This is a genomic window from Nonomuraea africana, assembly GCF_014873535.1.
Lineage (GTDB): Bacteria > Actinomycetota > Actinomycetes > Streptosporangiales > Streptosporangiaceae > Nonomuraea > Nonomuraea africana.
This window is the reverse complement of sequence record NZ_JADBEF010000001.1, coordinates 7,868,356-7,884,232: the sequence shown is the minus strand read 5'-3', so window position 1 is coordinate 7,884,232 and position 15,877 is coordinate 7,868,356. Positions and strand designations below refer to the sequence as shown.

At 70.4% G+C, this 15,877-nt stretch carries 16 protein-coding genes; 6 read left to right on the top strand and 10 right to left on the bottom strand.

The window, feature by feature from the left end:
* Positions 1-287: 287 nt before the first annotated feature.
* Positions 288-701: a hypothetical protein gene (locus H4W81_RS37600; protein WP_192779149.1), complete on the bottom strand. Its 414-nt coding sequence runs from the start codon at positions 699-701 to the stop codon at positions 288-290.
* A 408-nt stretch (positions 702-1,109) separates the two neighbouring features.
* Between H4W81_RS37600 and H4W81_RS37595 the strand changes: the two genes are divergently transcribed.
* Entirely contained in the window at positions 1,110-1,793 is a 684-nt protein-coding gene (locus tag H4W81_RS37595) for a GAP family protein (protein WP_192779148.1), read from the top strand.
* Positions 1,794-2,200: 407 nt separating this feature from the next.
* Here H4W81_RS37595 and H4W81_RS37590 read toward each other — a convergent pair whose 3' ends face one another.
* The 8 genes from H4W81_RS37590 to H4W81_RS37555 form a co-directional block, all read right to left on the bottom strand.
* Positions 2,201-2,578, bottom strand: a complete 378-nt coding sequence (locus tag H4W81_RS37590; protein ID WP_192779147.1) for an Rv3654c family TadE-like protein — start codon at positions 2,576-2,578, stop codon at positions 2,201-2,203.
* A gap of 197 nt (positions 2,579-2,775) precedes the next feature.
* On the bottom strand, positions 2,776-3,255 hold the full coding sequence (locus H4W81_RS37585; RefSeq protein WP_192779146.1) for a TadE family type IV pilus minor pilin: 480 nt from the start codon (positions 3,253-3,255) through the stop codon (positions 2,776-2,778).
* A gap of 124 nt (positions 3,256-3,379) precedes the next feature.
* On the bottom strand, positions 3,380-3,625 hold the full coding sequence (locus H4W81_RS48980; protein ID WP_192779145.1) for a DUF4244 domain-containing protein: 246 nt from the start codon (positions 3,623-3,625) through the stop codon (positions 3,380-3,382).
* A gap of 210 nt (positions 3,626-3,835) precedes the next feature.
* Positions 3,836-4,612 carry a type II secretion system F family protein gene (locus tag H4W81_RS37575; RefSeq protein ID WP_192779144.1) on the bottom strand — a complete coding sequence of 259 codons (777 nt, stop codon included), beginning with the start codon at positions 4,610-4,612 and terminating at the stop codon, positions 3,836-3,838.
* A complete protein-coding gene (locus tag H4W81_RS37570) occupies positions 4,609-5,301 on the bottom strand; it encodes a type II secretion system F family protein (protein WP_318782264.1) in 693 nt (230 codons plus the stop codon). Before H4W81_RS37570 ends, H4W81_RS37575 begins: the two co-directional genes overlap by 4 nt.
* Before the next feature lie 300 nt (positions 5,302-5,601).
* A complete protein-coding gene (locus H4W81_RS37565; RefSeq protein WP_192779142.1) occupies positions 5,602-6,771 on the bottom strand; it encodes a TadA family conjugal transfer-associated ATPase in 1,170 nt (389 codons plus the stop codon).
* Positions 6,768-7,808: a septum site-determining protein Ssd gene (gene ssd / locus H4W81_RS37560; protein ID WP_192779141.1), complete on the bottom strand. Its 1,041-nt coding sequence runs from the start codon at positions 7,806-7,808 to the stop codon at positions 6,768-6,770. The genes H4W81_RS37565 and ssd overlap by 4 nt, the downstream gene beginning before the upstream one ends.
* Positions 7,809-8,402: 594 nt before the next feature.
* Complete coding sequence (locus tag H4W81_RS37555) at positions 8,403-9,182, bottom strand: Fic family protein (protein ID WP_192779140.1); 780 nt, start codon at positions 9,180-9,182, stop codon at positions 8,403-8,405.
* Between the two features lie 210 nt (positions 9,183-9,392).
* Here H4W81_RS37555 and acs point away from each other — a divergent pair, with 210 nt between their 5' ends.
* The 5 genes from acs (at position 9,393) to H4W81_RS37530 (ending at position 14,674) form a co-directional block, all read left to right on the top strand.
* Positions 9,393-11,381, top strand: a complete 1,989-nt coding sequence (gene acs / locus H4W81_RS37550; RefSeq protein WP_192779139.1) for an acetate--CoA ligase — start codon at positions 9,393-9,395, stop codon at positions 11,379-11,381.
* 280 nt (positions 11,382-11,661) lie between these two features.
* On the top strand, positions 11,662-12,888 hold the full coding sequence (gene nhaA / locus H4W81_RS37545) for a Na+/H+ antiporter NhaA (protein WP_318782263.1): 1,227 nt from the start codon (positions 11,662-11,664) through the stop codon (positions 12,886-12,888).
* 31 nt (positions 12,889-12,919) lie between these two features.
* Positions 12,920-13,330: a phage holin family protein gene (locus H4W81_RS37540; RefSeq protein WP_192779137.1), complete on the top strand. Its 411-nt coding sequence runs from the start codon at positions 12,920-12,922 to the stop codon at positions 13,328-13,330.
* Positions 13,323-14,240 carry an alpha/beta fold hydrolase gene (locus tag H4W81_RS37535; protein ID WP_192779136.1) on the top strand — a complete coding sequence of 306 codons (918 nt, stop codon included), beginning with the start codon at positions 13,323-13,325 and terminating at the stop codon, positions 14,238-14,240. Before H4W81_RS37540 ends, H4W81_RS37535 begins: the two co-directional genes overlap by 8 nt.
* Positions 14,237-14,674 (top strand): DUF309 domain-containing protein, encoded by a 438-nt coding sequence (locus H4W81_RS37530; RefSeq protein ID WP_192779135.1) that lies wholly within the window; start codon positions 14,237-14,239, stop codon positions 14,672-14,674. The genes H4W81_RS37535 and H4W81_RS37530 overlap by 4 nt, the downstream gene beginning before the upstream one ends.
* Here the strand turns inward: H4W81_RS37530 and H4W81_RS37525 are convergent, their stop codons facing one another.
* Positions 14,675-15,868 carry a MarP family serine protease gene (locus H4W81_RS37525; protein ID WP_192779134.1) on the bottom strand — a complete coding sequence of 398 codons (1,194 nt, stop codon included), beginning with the start codon at positions 15,866-15,868 and terminating at the stop codon, positions 14,675-14,677.
* Between the last annotated feature and the right edge of the window lie 9 nt (positions 15,869-15,877).

Genomic DNA, 15,877 nt, shown 5'->3' with positions numbered 1-15,877 from the left:
GCGACCGCACGGCGACCGGAAGTGCCAGTTCCTCGAATCCGCACCCGTCGACCTCGACGGTGTCGTGCAGCCTAGCGACAAAGGCCCGCAGTATCCCAGACCTCAGCACCAGACGGCATGGACCGAAGTAAGCGCGACCTTATGTGAGATTTCCTACTCTTGGACACGCGGTCCAAGAAGTCGTGACTCGATTGCGACCTAGCCCCACCAGTCCCACTGGTGCCGCGTGGCGGCGTTCCTTTCACGACCTCCCGCTTCGAGATCGCATGCTTCAGGTATCTCATGTGTCAGCGCCCGCAGCCTTCGGCGAGCAGGTCGGCCACCATGGCGAAGCGTTCCGCCTCCCCTGTGGGAACCCCGCTCCCCTCCCGCCGACACCACTCGTCCAGCGTGACCAGTCGGAAGATGAGCGCCCGCACGAGCATCTGGCCGAAGTCGTCTCCGCGACCGGCCGGCTCGACCAGTTCCCGCCCCGCCTCCCACCACAACAACCCGTCCACCACCGCAATGGCCTCGCCGTACGCCGCGGGCCGCCAATAGGGCGAGAAATCGATCACCACAGGCACAGCACCGTCCGCGAACAGCACGTTTCCCGCCAGATCCCCATGGATCACCTGGCACGCCGCATCCACCGGACGCCTCAGCGCAAGCGACCTCCCCACCAACTCACGCAGTCCGGCATTCGGTTGACGCAGCGCCATTCCGCCTCTCCGGTGATCGCAATATCCGATCGGCCCCCCGGCAAGTCGCCGTGTCGCGGTCCATTGGGACAGCCACCCCCAATCCACAGTGCCGCCGTAACCGAACGCTGCAGACACCCACCAAGCCGCCATAACTGAACGCTGAAGACAGCCAACCAAGCCGAGTCACCTGGGCGCGGCGTCACCACAGGACAGCGGACACAACCCCGCGAGATCACCACAGGATGCTCTGTAGCAATTGAGCGCAACGCCCCCCCAAGGCGCACTGACCGCCATGAGGCACCTCACGGCCCCCGAGCCGCGAGGTGTGCCACGCAATCGACGCCCGCTCAGATGCGCACAAAGATGTACTCCAGGCTGGGTCCGCGGTAGGAGGTACGGCCTACTTCGTGCCAGCAGGCTGGAATCATGACAATCGGCTTGCTGCTCACCCTCGCCGCCCTGGCGGTCGTCGACAGCGCGAGCTTCGGCACCCTCGGAATTCCCGTCTACCTGCTGCTCTCCTCCGAGCGATCACAGCTGTCCCGGCTCATGATCTATCTCGGAACCGTGGCGGTCTTCTACTTTCTCGTCGGCGTGGCACTCATGCTGGGGTTGTCCACGCTGTTGGAGAACTTCGGTGATGCCCTGCACAGCCGTACCGCCTACTGGGTCCAACTCGCGCTAGGCGTGGGCCTGTTCGCGTTGAGCTTCCGCTTCGACCCCAAGCGAAGGCAGAAGCTCGGCAAGCCCGAGCGCCGGTTCGAGCCTCGGCTGGGCGGTCCGCGGGTGATGGTGCTGCTGGGCCTGACCGCCGGGTTGCTCGAGGTCGCGACGATGGTGCCCTACCTTGCCGCGATCGGCATGATGACCACCTCGAACCTGTCGGTGACACAGTGGGTCCCGTTGCTCGCGGCCTATGTCGCCATCATGATCATGCCTTCTCTCGCACTCCTCGCTCTTCGGACCATCGCCAGAAGCTGGCTCGAGCCCAAGCTGGAATGGCTACGCGCATGGATGAACAAGCACTCGGCATCAGCCGTGAGCTGGACTCTGGGAATCGCCGGTTTCCTGGTGGCTCGTGATGCCGCGTTCTACTTGTTCTCCCTTTGACCGGCGGCTGTTGACAGCCCGTGAGACAGTCGCTCGCTCTTCGCGCAAGCGTTCGCTCGCACAGCCACTTACCCCTCACGCAACCGACTCCTGGCGTAGCCGTCCACTCTTCAGGCGACCACCTCTCGTAGTGCCGCCACCTGATCGTCGAGCAGTGGCCCACCTCTCAGGCAACCGCTCGCTCGTCGGGCGGCGACCCGCCCTCCACGGGCAACCCCTCGCTCATCAGGCCGCGGCCCGCCCCCAGGAAACCGCTCGGTCTGTTGGCAACCTCCAGGGGTGCCCAAGCGGCAGGCGGTTTCCCTTAACGCGATTCCGAGGGCCAGGGCTGATGGGCGATCGCCGTGCGGGCCGTCCCTCCACGCCAGGTAGGTACCCAGGGGTGGGGAGTCAGCCTTGCCAGCGGACTACGGTGCAGGGCCCGACGGGGCGTCTGGTGTGCCGTTGGCTGGTCCGGCTCGGGCGCGGGCGAGGACCACGCGATCGCCGAGGACGGGCAGCGAGAGGCCGACCGAGACGGCGAGGTCAGCCACGGCATCGGTGAGGATGCAGCGGACGAGTTGGGCGCCGTTCTCAGCGGCCAGGCGGGATGCTCGTTCACACGCCTCCGTGGGCGCGGCGAGGGCCCATCGAGCGGCCACGAGGACGCTCAGATCGGCGGCGCTCTGGGCGCGATGGTGCGCGACTCGTATTGCTCCCACCATCGCGAAGGTCGTGGCGATCGCGAACAGCAAGCCCGAGAGCGCCACGCACCAGAGCGTCGCCGACCCTCTCTCCGCTGCCATGGGGCGCTGCTGGGATCCAACATGTTGCTTCATCGGTCTCCGTCTACGAAGGGCGGGTGAGGTGTCTGACGGGCTGTGCGGCATCGGAGGGGGGTTGGCATGCATCAGGGGCTTGAGCGGCATGGAGGGGCTGAGTTGGACGAGCGACCGGGTGACCCCGAGGGCTACGCCGCCGCAACGGGAGCGGGGGTTCGCGTCTAAGGGGCGCTCGGTTCGGTGATGGAGGCGACGTCTGGAAGCTCGGGGGCTGGTTCGGTGGTGGAGGTGGCGGCTGCAGAGTTGAGGATGCCGGGTTCGGTGGCGGAGGTGGCTGAGGCTTTGACTTCGACGGGAGGGAGGGCGGCGGCCCATGCGGGCTTGATGTGGGTGGTCACCTGGACGCTCGTCATCTCCGCTCCTCTCCTGATGTCGATCTGAGCGCCTTGTGGTGCCACTGACCTGGCTAGCTCCTGGACCTCGGTGATGGGTTCGCCCCTGGCGGCGGCGCGAGCGCCGGTGCGGGCCGCGTCCACGCATCGCAGCTGGGCGTTCACCACGGTGACCGCCCACAGGGCCGCCGCGAGTACGACCATGAGGGCGGGCAGGACGGCTGCGGTCTCGGCCGTGACCGAGCCTCTCGAAGGGCAGAACCTGCGCCCATGCGTGCGTGATCTTGGAACTCCGTGGGGATTGGGCATGCGGCTACCAGGTCGTTTCGTCTCGGTGGTGTGCGCGCTGAGCGGTCTCGGGGCCGGAATGTACGGCTGGCAGCCCACGAGACCGCAGCACAAGCGCGTGGCGGCTGGATGTGGCGAGTGAGGGTCAGCCTGCGGTGTTCAGGGCGCGGTTGACGAGCGTGGTGAGCATCTCCTGGACCTCTGTACTGGTGACGACCTTGAAGAGCAGGGCCGCGAATCCGCATGCGGCGATGGTGCCGACGGCGTATTCGGCGGTCGACATGCCACGGTCGAGGCCCAGGCGAGCGGCCGCTGCGGTACGGCCGGTCCACCAGGTGGACAGGGCGCGTCGGAGCCGGACGACGGGCGTGACGGTGGATGGCTTGCGCATCAGTGCCTCCGAGGGGTGGGACCGGATGGGGTCCGGCGGTTGGACGACCAGATTCGCGGAGGGGGTGGGGTGGAGGTGGGGCCGAGCGCGGTTCTGTGGATGAAGGTGGGGAGGGTGGCGTGGGGTTGTGGATAAAGCCTGGACAAGGCGGGACGAGCCCCTTCTGGCGATGCTCCCGTGCGGCCGATGAGTCCCCGTGCCGTCGCCGTTCTAAGGGATCAGGACGCCGCTGGCCAAGCCTGCCACCACCGGGATGATCCCCAGCAGCACGAAGGCCGGCAGGAAGCACAACCCCAACGGCGCCACCGCCTGGACGCCCACCCGACGGGCCGCGGCCAGGGAAGCCATGCGAGACGCCTGCCGGGCGTCGTCAGCGAGGCGGGTGAGCACGTCCGCCACCGGAGCCCCGCTCTGCGCCGCGCGCGACATGGCCCGCGCCAGCGGCCCCATGGACGGCTCGCGGGCCAGCACCATCCACACGGGCTCAGGGTCGGCCCCCAGGCGGAGTTGGCCGCTGATCCAGGTCAGGCGCTGCCCGAGTGGCCCGCCGATCGCCGTGGCGGCGATCTCGGTGGCCGTGCTGACGGGTTGTCCCGACTGAAGGCAGGCGACCATGAGGTCCGTGGCGAACGGCAGGTCGGCGGCGATCCGGTCACGGTCGCGGCGGAGATGGGGGCCGGCGGCCTTCTTGTGGACGAGTACGGTGACCACCCCGCCCACGACAGGCCCGGCGATCGCGCCGGCGACGCCGCCCACGAGCACGAACACGACGAGCCCCGCGCACGAGCCGGGCACGAGCGCACCCCGGTCGAGGCGACGCCCATGGACGGCACGCGGAGGAAACCACTCGTCCGTTCCCGCCGAAGGAACGCGCGCCTGACCTCCAGGTGGACGCAGAGCGGCCAGCCGTTCCGCCGGGCCGTTCGCAGGAAACCACAGCCAGGTCGCCATGAAGGCACAGGCGACGGCGGCCAGCAGCATGCTCATGCGGCCTCCGCCTTGGATGACATGCGATGGGTCCACCACAGGCCGCAGGCGTCGAGGGCCACGCCGACGACGAGGCAGGCCACCCCAGGGACGCTGCCGAACAGGAATCCGACCGGGTTCATCCCGAGCCCTGCCGCCATGAGGAGCCCGAGGGCGGGCAGGGCGGCGAGCATCCTGGCCGTCGCTCTGGGACCGGCGAGCTGGGCCGACACCTCGGCTCGGTGCGCCTGGGCGGCGCGCAGGGCGACGCCCACCCGGTCGACGAGTCCCGACAGCCCCGCGCCGACCGACACGCTGACCTCCCAGCACGCCGCCAGCCGCAGCAGTCCTTCGCCGCCCTGGGCGGGCGCCACCTCGCGGAAGGCGGCCGCCACGTCGCCGCCGTCGCGGGCCGCCGCCGCCAAGGGGCGCAGCGGGTCCGGGAGGTCGACCGCCGCGAGGGCGCGGGTGAGGGCCTCTCCTGATGTACGGCCGGCGGCCAACTCGGCGGAGAGCGCCAGGCACAGCTCGATGGAGGCCACGCGCCACGCCTCGGCCCTGCGCGCGGCGGAGGGGCGTCTGACGCTCGCCCAGAGCGAGGGCCACTGCCGTGGGGGCGGCGCGCCGAAGAGACGGGCGAGGCGGAGGCGGGCATGCGTGGGCCCGGTCCACAGCCAGAGGGCCAGCGCGGCGCAGAGTGCGGCGATCACGGTCAACGGGATACTTCCGATCTTCGATGGCGAGACTGACGCGTGGGCGGCGAGGCACCTCCGCCTCACGACCCCAGCCGAACCGGGCGAGACGGCCTCCGCAGGGTCAGGACAGCGGATCAGCAGGACGAGCGAGCGCCGCTCAGCGTCACCCTTGATCTCCGGACCCCCAGGCCGGAACGAGGCCACGCGGCGAGGTCCACCGGACTGACGACCCGAGAGGCGACCAACCTCCAGGGGCACGGAGCCAAACCAAGGCCCAAGGCCTGGTAACCGCTCCCAGGCCGGGCCCGTCCCGCGTCACCGTTCCGGCCCCAGGGACGTGCGGGCGAGCAGGGCTTCGTACCCCGGCCCCACCTGCGCGCGCCCCTCCCCGTCGAACGTCAGCGCCGCCTCAGCCGTCACGAACCCCGAAGCCCTCCGTGACAGCAAGCACACCTCCGACACCAGCCGCCGCCCATCCGAGCGCCGTCGCGACAGATGGATCACCACGTCGAGCGCCGCGGCCAGCTGGCTGTGCACCGCCTCACGGCTGAGCCCCGCCGCGCACGCCAGCGCCTCCAGCCGCGGAGGGACGTCGGCGGCGGTGTTGGCGTGGAGGGTGCCGCAACCGCCCTCGTGACCGGTGTTCAAGGCCGCCAGGAGATCAACGACCTCGGCGCCCCGCACCTCTCCCACCACGAGCCGGTCGGGCCGCATGCGCAGCGCCTGCCGTACGAGATCTCGGAGACCCACGCCACCGGCCCCCTCCAGGTTCGCCGGGCGGGTCTCCAGGCGGACCACGTGGGGGTGGAGGGGGCGCAGCTCGGCGGAGTCTTCCACGAGCAGCAGGCGTTCGCCGGGATCGGCCAGGGAGAGCAGGGCGCTCAGCAGGGTGGTCTTGCCGGTGCCCGTGCCGCCGGTGACCAGGAAGGCCAGCCTGGCCTCGACCACCGCCGACAGGACGGCGACCGCCTCGACGGGGACGGTGCCCGCCGCGACCAGGTCGGAGAGCGTGAACGTGCGGCGGGGCGGCAGCCGCAGCGACACGCACGTGCCCTCGGACGCGATGGGCGGCAGGACGGCGTGCAGCCGCACGCCGCCGGCCAGCCGCGCGTCGACGTGCGGGGAGGCGTCGTCGAGCCGACGGCCCGCGGCGCCGGCCAGGCGCTGGGCCAGGCGGCGGACCGCGCCGTCGTCGGGGAAGGCGATCGTGGTGCGCCGCAACCCTCGCCCGTCGTCGACCCACACCTCGCGAGGGCCGTTGACCAGCACGTCTGTGACGTCGGGCGCGGCCAGCAGCGGTTCGAGCGGCCCCGCGCCGATGAGGTCGGCGCACAGGGCGCGGGCTACGGCCAGGATCTCGGCGTCGCCGTACACGGATTTCTCCGCCCGGAGGGCGACGGCCACCTGGGCCGCGCTCGGCTCCACCCCCGCGCGCGCCAGCCTGACCCTGACCGCCTCGACCAGCTCCTTGGAGACGCCGTTCATGCGGCCATGAGGTCGGTCAGGAGCGTGGTGCAGAAGTGGCCGAGCACCGAGCGGCGGTCGATGAGGGTGAGGTCGCCCTTGTTGAGCGCGGTGGCCAGGCGCGGCTGGTCGGAGAGGTGCCCCGCGCAGGGCAGGTCGAGCGAGGCGGCGACGACCGCCTCCTCCAGCACCCCCGGCCGCAGGACCATGCCGACCGCGCCCGTGTGGCGTCTGACCTCGCCGAGCACCTGGGCGGCCGCCAGGACCCCGCGCACGTCGGCGGTGACCAGCAGGAGCGTGGACGAGGCGCGGCTCAGCGCCTCTGTGGCAGCGGCGTCGAGGTGGCGGGGCAGGTCGACGACCACGAGGTCGAAGCCGCGCCGTCCGGCCTCCAGCACCGAGCGCATCGCTCCCGGCGGGATCGACTCGACCTCGCCCCGATGGAAGGCGAGCACGGTGAGCTCGCCGAAGGCGGGGAGCGCGGCCTGCAGCGCCGCGGAGCTCACCCGGCCCTCTCGCGAGACGAAGTCGGCCCACCTGGCGCCTTTGGCCTCCTCCTGGCCGAGCAGGACGTCGATGCCGCCGCCGAGCGGGTCGGCGTCGACCAGCAGGGTGCGCAGCTTGCGTCGGGAGGCCGTCAGCGCGAGGCAGGCCGACAGCAGGCTGGCGCCCGCCCCTCCGTTGCCGCCCACGACGCAGACCACGACCCCCGCTCGGGGGGACGGCTCCAGCGCGTCGGCGAACTCCTCGACCAGCCGCAACTCGCCCTCGGGCAGTTCGACCACGCCCTGAGCGCCCACCGCGACGCACCGCCGCCAACTGTCGGGATCGCCGCCCTGCCTGGTGGCGAGGAAGACCTTCGGCCGGCCCGGCGGCCCCGTGGCGGCCACGGCGTCGGCTAGGTCGTCGCCGACCACCACGATCGGCGCGTGTGACCAGTAGGGACGGGCGAGCGCGGGGGCGTGGGCGACGTCGAGCTGGGAGCCCGCCGCCGCGGCGACGCGAACCAGATCGTCGAGCAGGTCGCCGTCGTCGGTGATGGCCAGAGGTCGGGTCATTGCTGCCTCCTCGGGGGTGGGGAGGCACAGCATGCGGGTGGAGCCGACCGGCGCGGGCTACCGAACCAAGTTCTGTGGATAAAAAGCGGCGACCCCCGCCGGGGGGGAGAGCGGGGGTCGCCTGATCGGTCCGGCTCCGGGGGGGTAGAGCCGGTCCCGTTTCAGAAGAAAGCTTTCATCACTTAACCAGAGCATGGCAAGGGACTTGCAAAGCTATCCCCTGCACAGTCGCTCCAGTTTCGGAAGATACCCTCGTATGCTGCCCGATCGAGTCGAGTTTCGTCGAGGAGCAATCTCCAATTTTCGCGAGTTTTTTTGGGTCGTAGTTGAACGACTACAGACCGCTAGATCGCCCAGAGTGATCGCCAGGGCGGGGTAAAGGTCTTGCTGCGAGGGCTTCCCATCAGGCGGAATCCGACGTAGAAAGGTCTCACGGACCTACAGTCCGGGTGCGTCAGCCGGGCACCCACGCGCGACCAGCCGCGGGAGGCGCGTCGAGACGGGCTTGACCCGCTCCGACGAATTAAGGTGCACGCTTGGTAACCCGGTGTGACGCATCGGCAGACGGCGTCTCATCTATTGGGACGCCGTCAGCTATGCGCGTTGCATGGCCTCGCAGATGGCGGTCGTCTCCCTGACCCCCAATGTCACCGCCGAGGCACACTGCCGTACCCAGGCGGCGACCCCCTCACCGGTGCCGAGCAGGTAGGCCCGCAGCCCCTCGGCGTACGGGAGCTCCAGGTGGCCCACCTCGACGGGGACCAGCGACTTCGGGTCGAGACCGTACTCCACGAGCGTGAGACGCTCGGCCGCGCGCGCGACCACGCCGTCGGCGATCCCGAAGGGGCGAAGGACGGCGAGTTCGGCGTGCACGACGGCGGCCAGCACGAGGGCGGGCGCCTTCGTCTGCCCGGTGAGCAGCGCGAACAGCGCGTCCATACGGGCGGCGGCCTGCTCGGCCGAAGGGGCGGCGCCGAGTCCGAGAGGGTCGGCGGGGGCGGCTCCCGTACGAGGCCGGCCGATGTCCGCCTCGTCGGCGAGCCCCACGGCCGCGAGCGTGTGCACTCTGGCCAGCACCTGCCTGGGCGCGCTCCGCCATGTCGGCCCGAGTCGTCCCAGCTCGGCCGAGGCGCGCAGCGCGCCCTGGACCACCGGCGAGGAGACCTCGCCCCTGCGCAGCGCGTCGAGCGGGACGTCGTCTCCCGCCAGCGCCGCCGAGGCCCGCGCTCCGCGCAGCGCGGCCTCGGCCGACACCTCGGGACTGCGGCGGCGCAGCACGCGATGCCGGTACAAGCGGTCTACGGCTTCACGCGCCTCTTCGACCGCTTCTGGAACTCCAGGAAGGCCGGCAATGGCAGCCAATGGGTCACTCACAGGTTCCGACCTTACCGGCCGGTAGCCCGCTTTTAGGACGGGGCCCAATTGGCGCGGTCCATATTTCTTGGATTTCGGGATTACAACGGTTTAATAGCAGTTGTCAGCTGTCCCGGTCAGCGGGAGGCGGTTGGTACAGACCTGTCTAGACCTCTTGTGGTGAGCACGGGTCGCCTGGTGAAGTGGGACAGCAACACTCAATCTGGCCATATGAAGGAGCATGAAGTGGCCCCGGAGACCCCTGGCACCGAGCCTCAGGCGCTGTCGAACCTGCTACAGGAGAACCGCCGGTTCGCACCACCAGCGGACCTGGCCGCGGCCGCGAACGTGACCGCCGCCGCCTACACGGAGGCCGAGGCGGACCGGCTGGCGTTCTGGGAGCGCGCGGCGGACCGGTTGGCCTGGGCCAAGCGCTGGGACACCACGCTCGAATGGAACGCGCCGTTCGCCAAATGGTTCGTCGGCGGTCAGCTCAACATCGCCTACAACTGCGTCGACAGGCACGTCGAGGCGGGCAACGGGGACAAGGTCGCCTACTTCTGGGAGGGCGAGCCCGAGGGCGACAGCCGTACCCTCACCTATGCCGACCTCCAGCGCGAGGTCAACAAGGCCGCCAACGCGCTCACCGAGCTGGGTGTGGGCAAGGGCGACCGGGTGGCGATCTACATGCCGATGATCCCCGAGCTGCCGATCTCGATGCTGGCCTGCGCCCGCATCGGCGCGATCCACTCGGTGGTGTTCGGCGGCTTCTCCGCCAGCGCGCTGCAGAGCCGTATCGAGGACGCCGACGCCAAGCTGGTCATCACCGCCGACGGCGGCTACCGTCGCGGCGCGCCGTCCGCGCTCAAGCCCACGGTGGACGAGGCCGTCGCGCAGACGCCGGGCGTCGAGCACGTGCTCGTCGTCCGCAGGACCGGGCAGGAGGTCGCGGCCCAGGAGCGCGACGTCTGGTGGCACGACGTGGTCGAGCGCCAGAGTGACCGGCACGAGGCCCAGCCGCACGACGCCGAGCACCCGCTCTACATCCTCTACACCAGCGGCACCACGGGGAAGCCGAAGGGCATCCTGCACACCAGCGGCGGCTACCTGACCCAGACGGCCTGGACCCACCACGCGGTCTTCGACCTCAAGCCCGACAGCGACATCTACTGGTGCACCGCTGACATCGGCTGGGTGACGGGGCACTCCTACATCGTGTACGGCCCGCTCGCCAACGGCGCCACCAGCGTCATCTACGAGGGCACGCCCGACACCCCGCACCGCGGCCGGTTCTGGGAGATCGTCCAGAAGTACAAGATCACGATCCTCTACACCGCGCCCACCGCGATCCGCACGTTCATGAAGTGGGGCGACGACATCCCCGCCAAGTTCGACATGTCGTCCCTGCGCATCCTCGGCTCGGTCGGCGAGCCGATCAACCCCGAGGCGTACGTCTGGTACCGCGAGCACATCGGCGGCGAGCACTGCCCCGTCGTGGACACCTGGTGGCAGACCGAGACGGGCGCCATCATGATCAGTCCGCTGCCCGGCGTCACCGCGGGCAAGCCGGGCGCGGCGATGCGCCCGCTGCCGGGCATCACCGCCGACGTGGTCGACGACCAGGGCAACAGCGTGCCGAACGGCGGCGGCGGCTTCCTCGTGGTCCGCGACCCGTGGCCGTCGATGCTGCGCACGATCTGGGGCGACGACCAGCGCTACATCGACACCTACTGGTCGCGGTTCGAGGGGATGTACTTCCCCGGCGACGGCGCCAAGAAGGACGAGGACGGCGACCTGTGGCTGCTCGGCCGCGTCGACGACGTCATGCTCGTCTCCGGGCACAACATCTCGACCACCGAGGTGGAGTCGGCGCTCGTCTCCCACCCGAAGGTCGCCGAAGCGGCCGTCGTGGGCGCCACCGACCCGGTGACGGGACAGGCGATCGTGTCCTTCGTGATCCTGCGCGGGAGCGCGGAGGAGGGCGCGGACATCGCCACCGAGCTGCGCAACCACGTGGCGAAGACGCTCGGGCCCATCGCGAAGCCGCGCCAGATCCTGGTGGTTCCCGAGCTGCCGAAGACGCGGTCGGGGAAGATCATGCGGCGGCTGCTGCGTGACGTGGCGGAGAACCGCAGCGTCGGCGACGTCACGACGCTGGCCGACAGCACGGTGATGAACCTCATCTCCGAGAAGCTGCCCAGCGCCAAGTCCGAGGACTGACGATCTCCACCCGAGGGCCGGGGGGTTGCCCCCGGCCCTTCGGCATGCCCGGAGGTCGGCACGCGACCGAGGCCTGTTCAGTGGCCCAACCCGTGGGAGCAGGGCTGGGGTTCTCAGGAGAGAGGGGACGGCCTGCGGTGGGTGGTTTGGTGGGTTGTGGGCTGGAATGGGGGTGTCGGGGGTCAGGGGAGGCGTCTGGGTAGGATCTTGCGCAGGTGTGCCGGGAAGTCTGGTCGGCGGGGGAACGACAGACCGCACCCGTACACCCAAGGAGATCAACGTGCGCCGAGCCGCCGAGGTGTGGCCGCTCCGACCGACCGTCCGCTACGCCCGCACCCTGGCCGAGGCCCTGCGCGCGGAGACCATCGGCGGCATCGTCATGCTGCTCGCCACCGTCGCCGCCCTCATCTGGGCCAACGTCTCGTTCGACTCCTACGAGGCGCTCCGCACCACGGCGTTCGGCCCGCAGAGCCTCCATCTCGACCTGGAGCTCTACAAGTGGGCCCAGAACGGCCTCCTGACGATCTTCTTCTTCGTCGCGGGACTGGAGGTGAAGGAGGAGTTCGTCCACGGCGAGCTGGCCAACCTGCGCAAGGCCGCCCTCCCGATCATCGCCGCCGTCGCCGGCATGGTCGTCCCCGCCCTCGTCTACCTGGCCGTCAGCTGGGGCGCCGAGGGAGCGGGCAAGGGCTGGGCCGTCCCGACGGCCACCGACATCGCCTTCGCCCTGGCCGTGCTCGCCGTTACCGCGAGCGCGATGCCGGCCGCGCTGAGGGCGTTCCTGCTCACCTGCGCCGTCGTGGACGACCTCGGCGCGATCACGATCATCGCCGTCTTCTACACCGACGACCTCGACGTGGTCATGCTGCTCGTCGGCGCCGCCCTGCTCGCGCTCTACGGAGTGCTGCAGCGCAAGCAGGTCAGGAGCCTCTGGGTCTACCTGCCGCTGGCCGTACTCGCCTGGTATTTCGTCGAGGTCAGCGGCGTGCACGCGACGGTGGCGGGCGTCGCCCTCGGCCTGCTGACCAGGGTCACCGCCAACGGGGACGAGGACACCTCGCCGGCCGAGCGGGCCGACCACTACGTACGGCCGCTCTCCGCCGGATTCGCGGTGCCGGTTTTCGCGTTCCTGTCCGCGGGTGTGCCGCTGGACGGCGACAGCCTCAGCATGATCTTCAGCGATCGGGTAGTCCTGGGGGTGATGGCCGGTCTGGTCATCGGTAAGTTCCTGGGAGTGTTCGGTGGCGCGTGGCTCGCGGTACGGCTCGGCCTGGCCAGGCTGTCCGGGGAGCTGCACTGGAGGGACATGGCGGCGGTCTCGCTGCTCGGCGGCATCGGATTCACGGTGTCGCTGCTCATCGGCGACCTCGCCTTCGGCGCGGATGAGGAGAGGGCCATGGCTGTGACGACGGGTGTGCTCGCCGCCAGTCTCGTGGCCTCGGCACTGGCGGCGGTTCTCCTGCACGTCAGGGTGCGAAAGCGTCGCAATGGACTGGATGATGTTTGACACGGGCACCTGGCCCCGATAGGAGACGTTCATGCCGCAGACTTCCGAGGAAGAATCCCTTGGCGCCCTCGTCGCCCAGGCGAGCAGCCACATCTCCACGCTGGTCCGCTCGGAGATCGAGCTGGCCAAGGCCGAACTCAGGTTCGACGCCAAGCGGGTCGGCACGGCCGCCGGGCTGTTCGCGGCGGCCGCCTTCATGGCCCACCTGTGCCTGATCCTGGCCTCCTTCGCGATCGCGTACGTGCTCGTGGAGATCGGCCTGACCCAGTGGCTCGCCTTCACGATCGTGACGGTGTTCTACCTGATCGTGGCAGGTCTGCTGGTGTTCGTCGGGATTCGCAAGCTGAAGGGGCTGGCGGGGATGAAGCGCACCACCAGGTCGCTGAAGGGCCTGAAGGAGATCGCCACCCCGGACGGCGAGCTGGTGAAACCCGATGCCTGACGAGAGCTTCGTCCACCTCGACGGGCCGTGGACGCATCGGAGCGTCCACGCGGGCGGCACCCGGTTCCACGTCGTGGAGGCGGGTGAAGGGCCACTCGTGCTGCTGTTGCACGGCTTCCCGCAGTTCTGGTGGACCTGGCGGCGGCAGCTCGAGAGCCTGGCCGCGGCCGGTTACCGGGCCGTCGCCGTCGACCTGCGCGGCTACGGCGGCAGCGACAAGCCGCCGCGCGGCTACGACCTGCCCACCCTGGCGGGCGACGCCACGGGCCTGATCCGCGCGCTCGGGGAGACCGGCGCCATCGTCGTCGGCCACGACTGGGGCGGGCTGCTGGCCTGGACGATGGCCGTGACCGACCCCAAGTCCGTGCACCGCCTGGTAGCGGTGTCGGCGCCGCATCCGCTCCGCCTGCGCGGCGCGCTGCTGACCGACCCGTTCGGCCAGCTCAGGGCCAGCGGCTACACCCTGGGCTTCCAGCTTCCGTTCCTGCCTGAGCGGCGGCTGACCCGTCGCGAGGGCGAGCTGGTCGGGCAGCTGCTCGATACCTGGTCGCGGCCGGGCTGGCCCGAAGAGGACACCTCGCGCGTCTACCGGGAGGCCTTCGGCATCCCCACCGTCGCGCACTGCGCGCTGGAGTACCACCGCTGGTTCGGCCGCTCCCAGGTGCGTCCCGACGGCCTGCGCTACGCCCGCGCCATGCGCACCGAGGTCGAGGCACCCACTCTGCAGCTGCACGGCGCGCTCGACCGATGCATCCTGCCGCGCACCGCGCAGGGCTCGAGCCGCTACGTGGCCGCGCCGTACCGGTGGCGGCTGCTCGAGGGCACGGGCCACTTCCCCCACGAGGAGGCGCCCGAGGTGTTCGACGCCGAGCTGCTGGCGTGGCTGGCCGACCCCGAGCCCGACCGATGAGGGACAGGGACCCGCAGGGCCGTCCGCGCAACGCCAGACCGCGCGACGAGTACGGCAGGCCGCTCCCGCACGGCGCCGAGGGCGTCGAGCGCGTCCCCGACGACTACGCGCCCAGCGCCGAGCAGGCCATGACCGACGCCATGGCCCTCCTCGGCGCGCACCGGCCCTTCCACGCGCACGAGGTCTTCGAGGGCAGGTGGAAGTGCGCCCCCGAGCAGGAGCGTGAGCTGTGGCAGGGGCTGGCGCAGATCTGCGTGGGCCTCACCCACCTGCAGCGCGGCAACGGGCGGGGCGCGCTCACGCTGCTGGCCCGTGGCGCCGCGCGGATCCAGCGGTACGGCAGGCCGTACGAGGAGGTGGCGGGGGTGGCGCTGGCGCTGCGGGAGGACAGCGACCCCGAGGCGGCGATCGACGCCGTCGCCGCCGCGCTGTAGCTAGTCGCACTCCATGGTGTCGGCGGGCGTCGTGTCGTTCTGGCCCTTGACCGCGTCGGGCCTGACCTCGCCCGCCGTCAGCACGTAGCCGGTCTCGGCCTGGTTGGTGGCCGCGGCGAAGATGACGCCGAACACCTTGCCCTCGACGGTCAGCAGCGGGCCGCCGGAGTTGCCGGGCAGGACCTTGCCGCGGATCGCGTAGACCTCGCGCTCGACCTCGCTGCTGCGGTAGATGTCGGGCCCCTTGGCCATCTGCTTGACGCGGATGCGGGCGCCCTCGGCGGTGAAGCCCTGGCCCTTGGGGAAGCCCGCGATGATCGCGTTGTCGCCCTTCTCCGCGGTGCTGTCGAAGACCAGGTGCTGGACGCCCAGGTTGGGCACGTGGAGGATGGCGATGTCGCGCTTGGGGTTGTAGACCACGACCTCGGCCTCGAGCGACCTGTTGTCGTGCGTGGTGACGCGCAGGTCTCTGGTGACGCCGGCGACCACGTGCGCGTTGGTCATGATGCGGTCGGGAGCGTAGACGAAGCCGGTGCCCTCGATGCGCTTGCTGCAGCTCGGCGCGGTGCCCTGGACCTTGACGATGGCCCGCTGGGCCCGCTGCAGCTTGGGACCCTGCAGCTGGCTGCGCGGCGCCGGCGGGTCCACCTCGACGAAGGGCCCGTTGGCGATGGCGTCGAAGACGGGAGGGAATTCGGACCTGTCGATGAAGTCCTTGAACGGCGGCCGCCAGTTGCGCACGGCCTCGGGCAGCGCCTGGTCGACGGTGTTGAGCAGCAGGGAGTCTTTTACCTGGGTGCTGAGCACGGTGAAGGACGTGGAGACGATCAGCGACCCGATGAGCCAGGCGATGACCAGCACCGACAGCGCGCTGGCGAACGTGCCGCCCACGGCGTCGGCGACCCTGGCGGGCTCCCAGGTGACGTGGCTGCGGACCACCGCCCCGATGGTGGAGGAGGCGAACTGGCCGACGGTCGCGGTCAGGAAGACGATGACGATCGCGAGCAGCGCCTGTTCGGTCTCCCCCTCGACCACGGCCTTGGAGATCGGCGGCGCGATGAAGATGCCGAGCAGGGCCCCGCCGATGAACCCCACGAAGCTGAAGGCGCCGATGACGAAGCCCTGGCGGTAACCCGAGATGCCGAAGGCGATCACGAGGCCGATCAGAATGAGGTCGAGCAGATCACCGCGCACGCTTCAAAG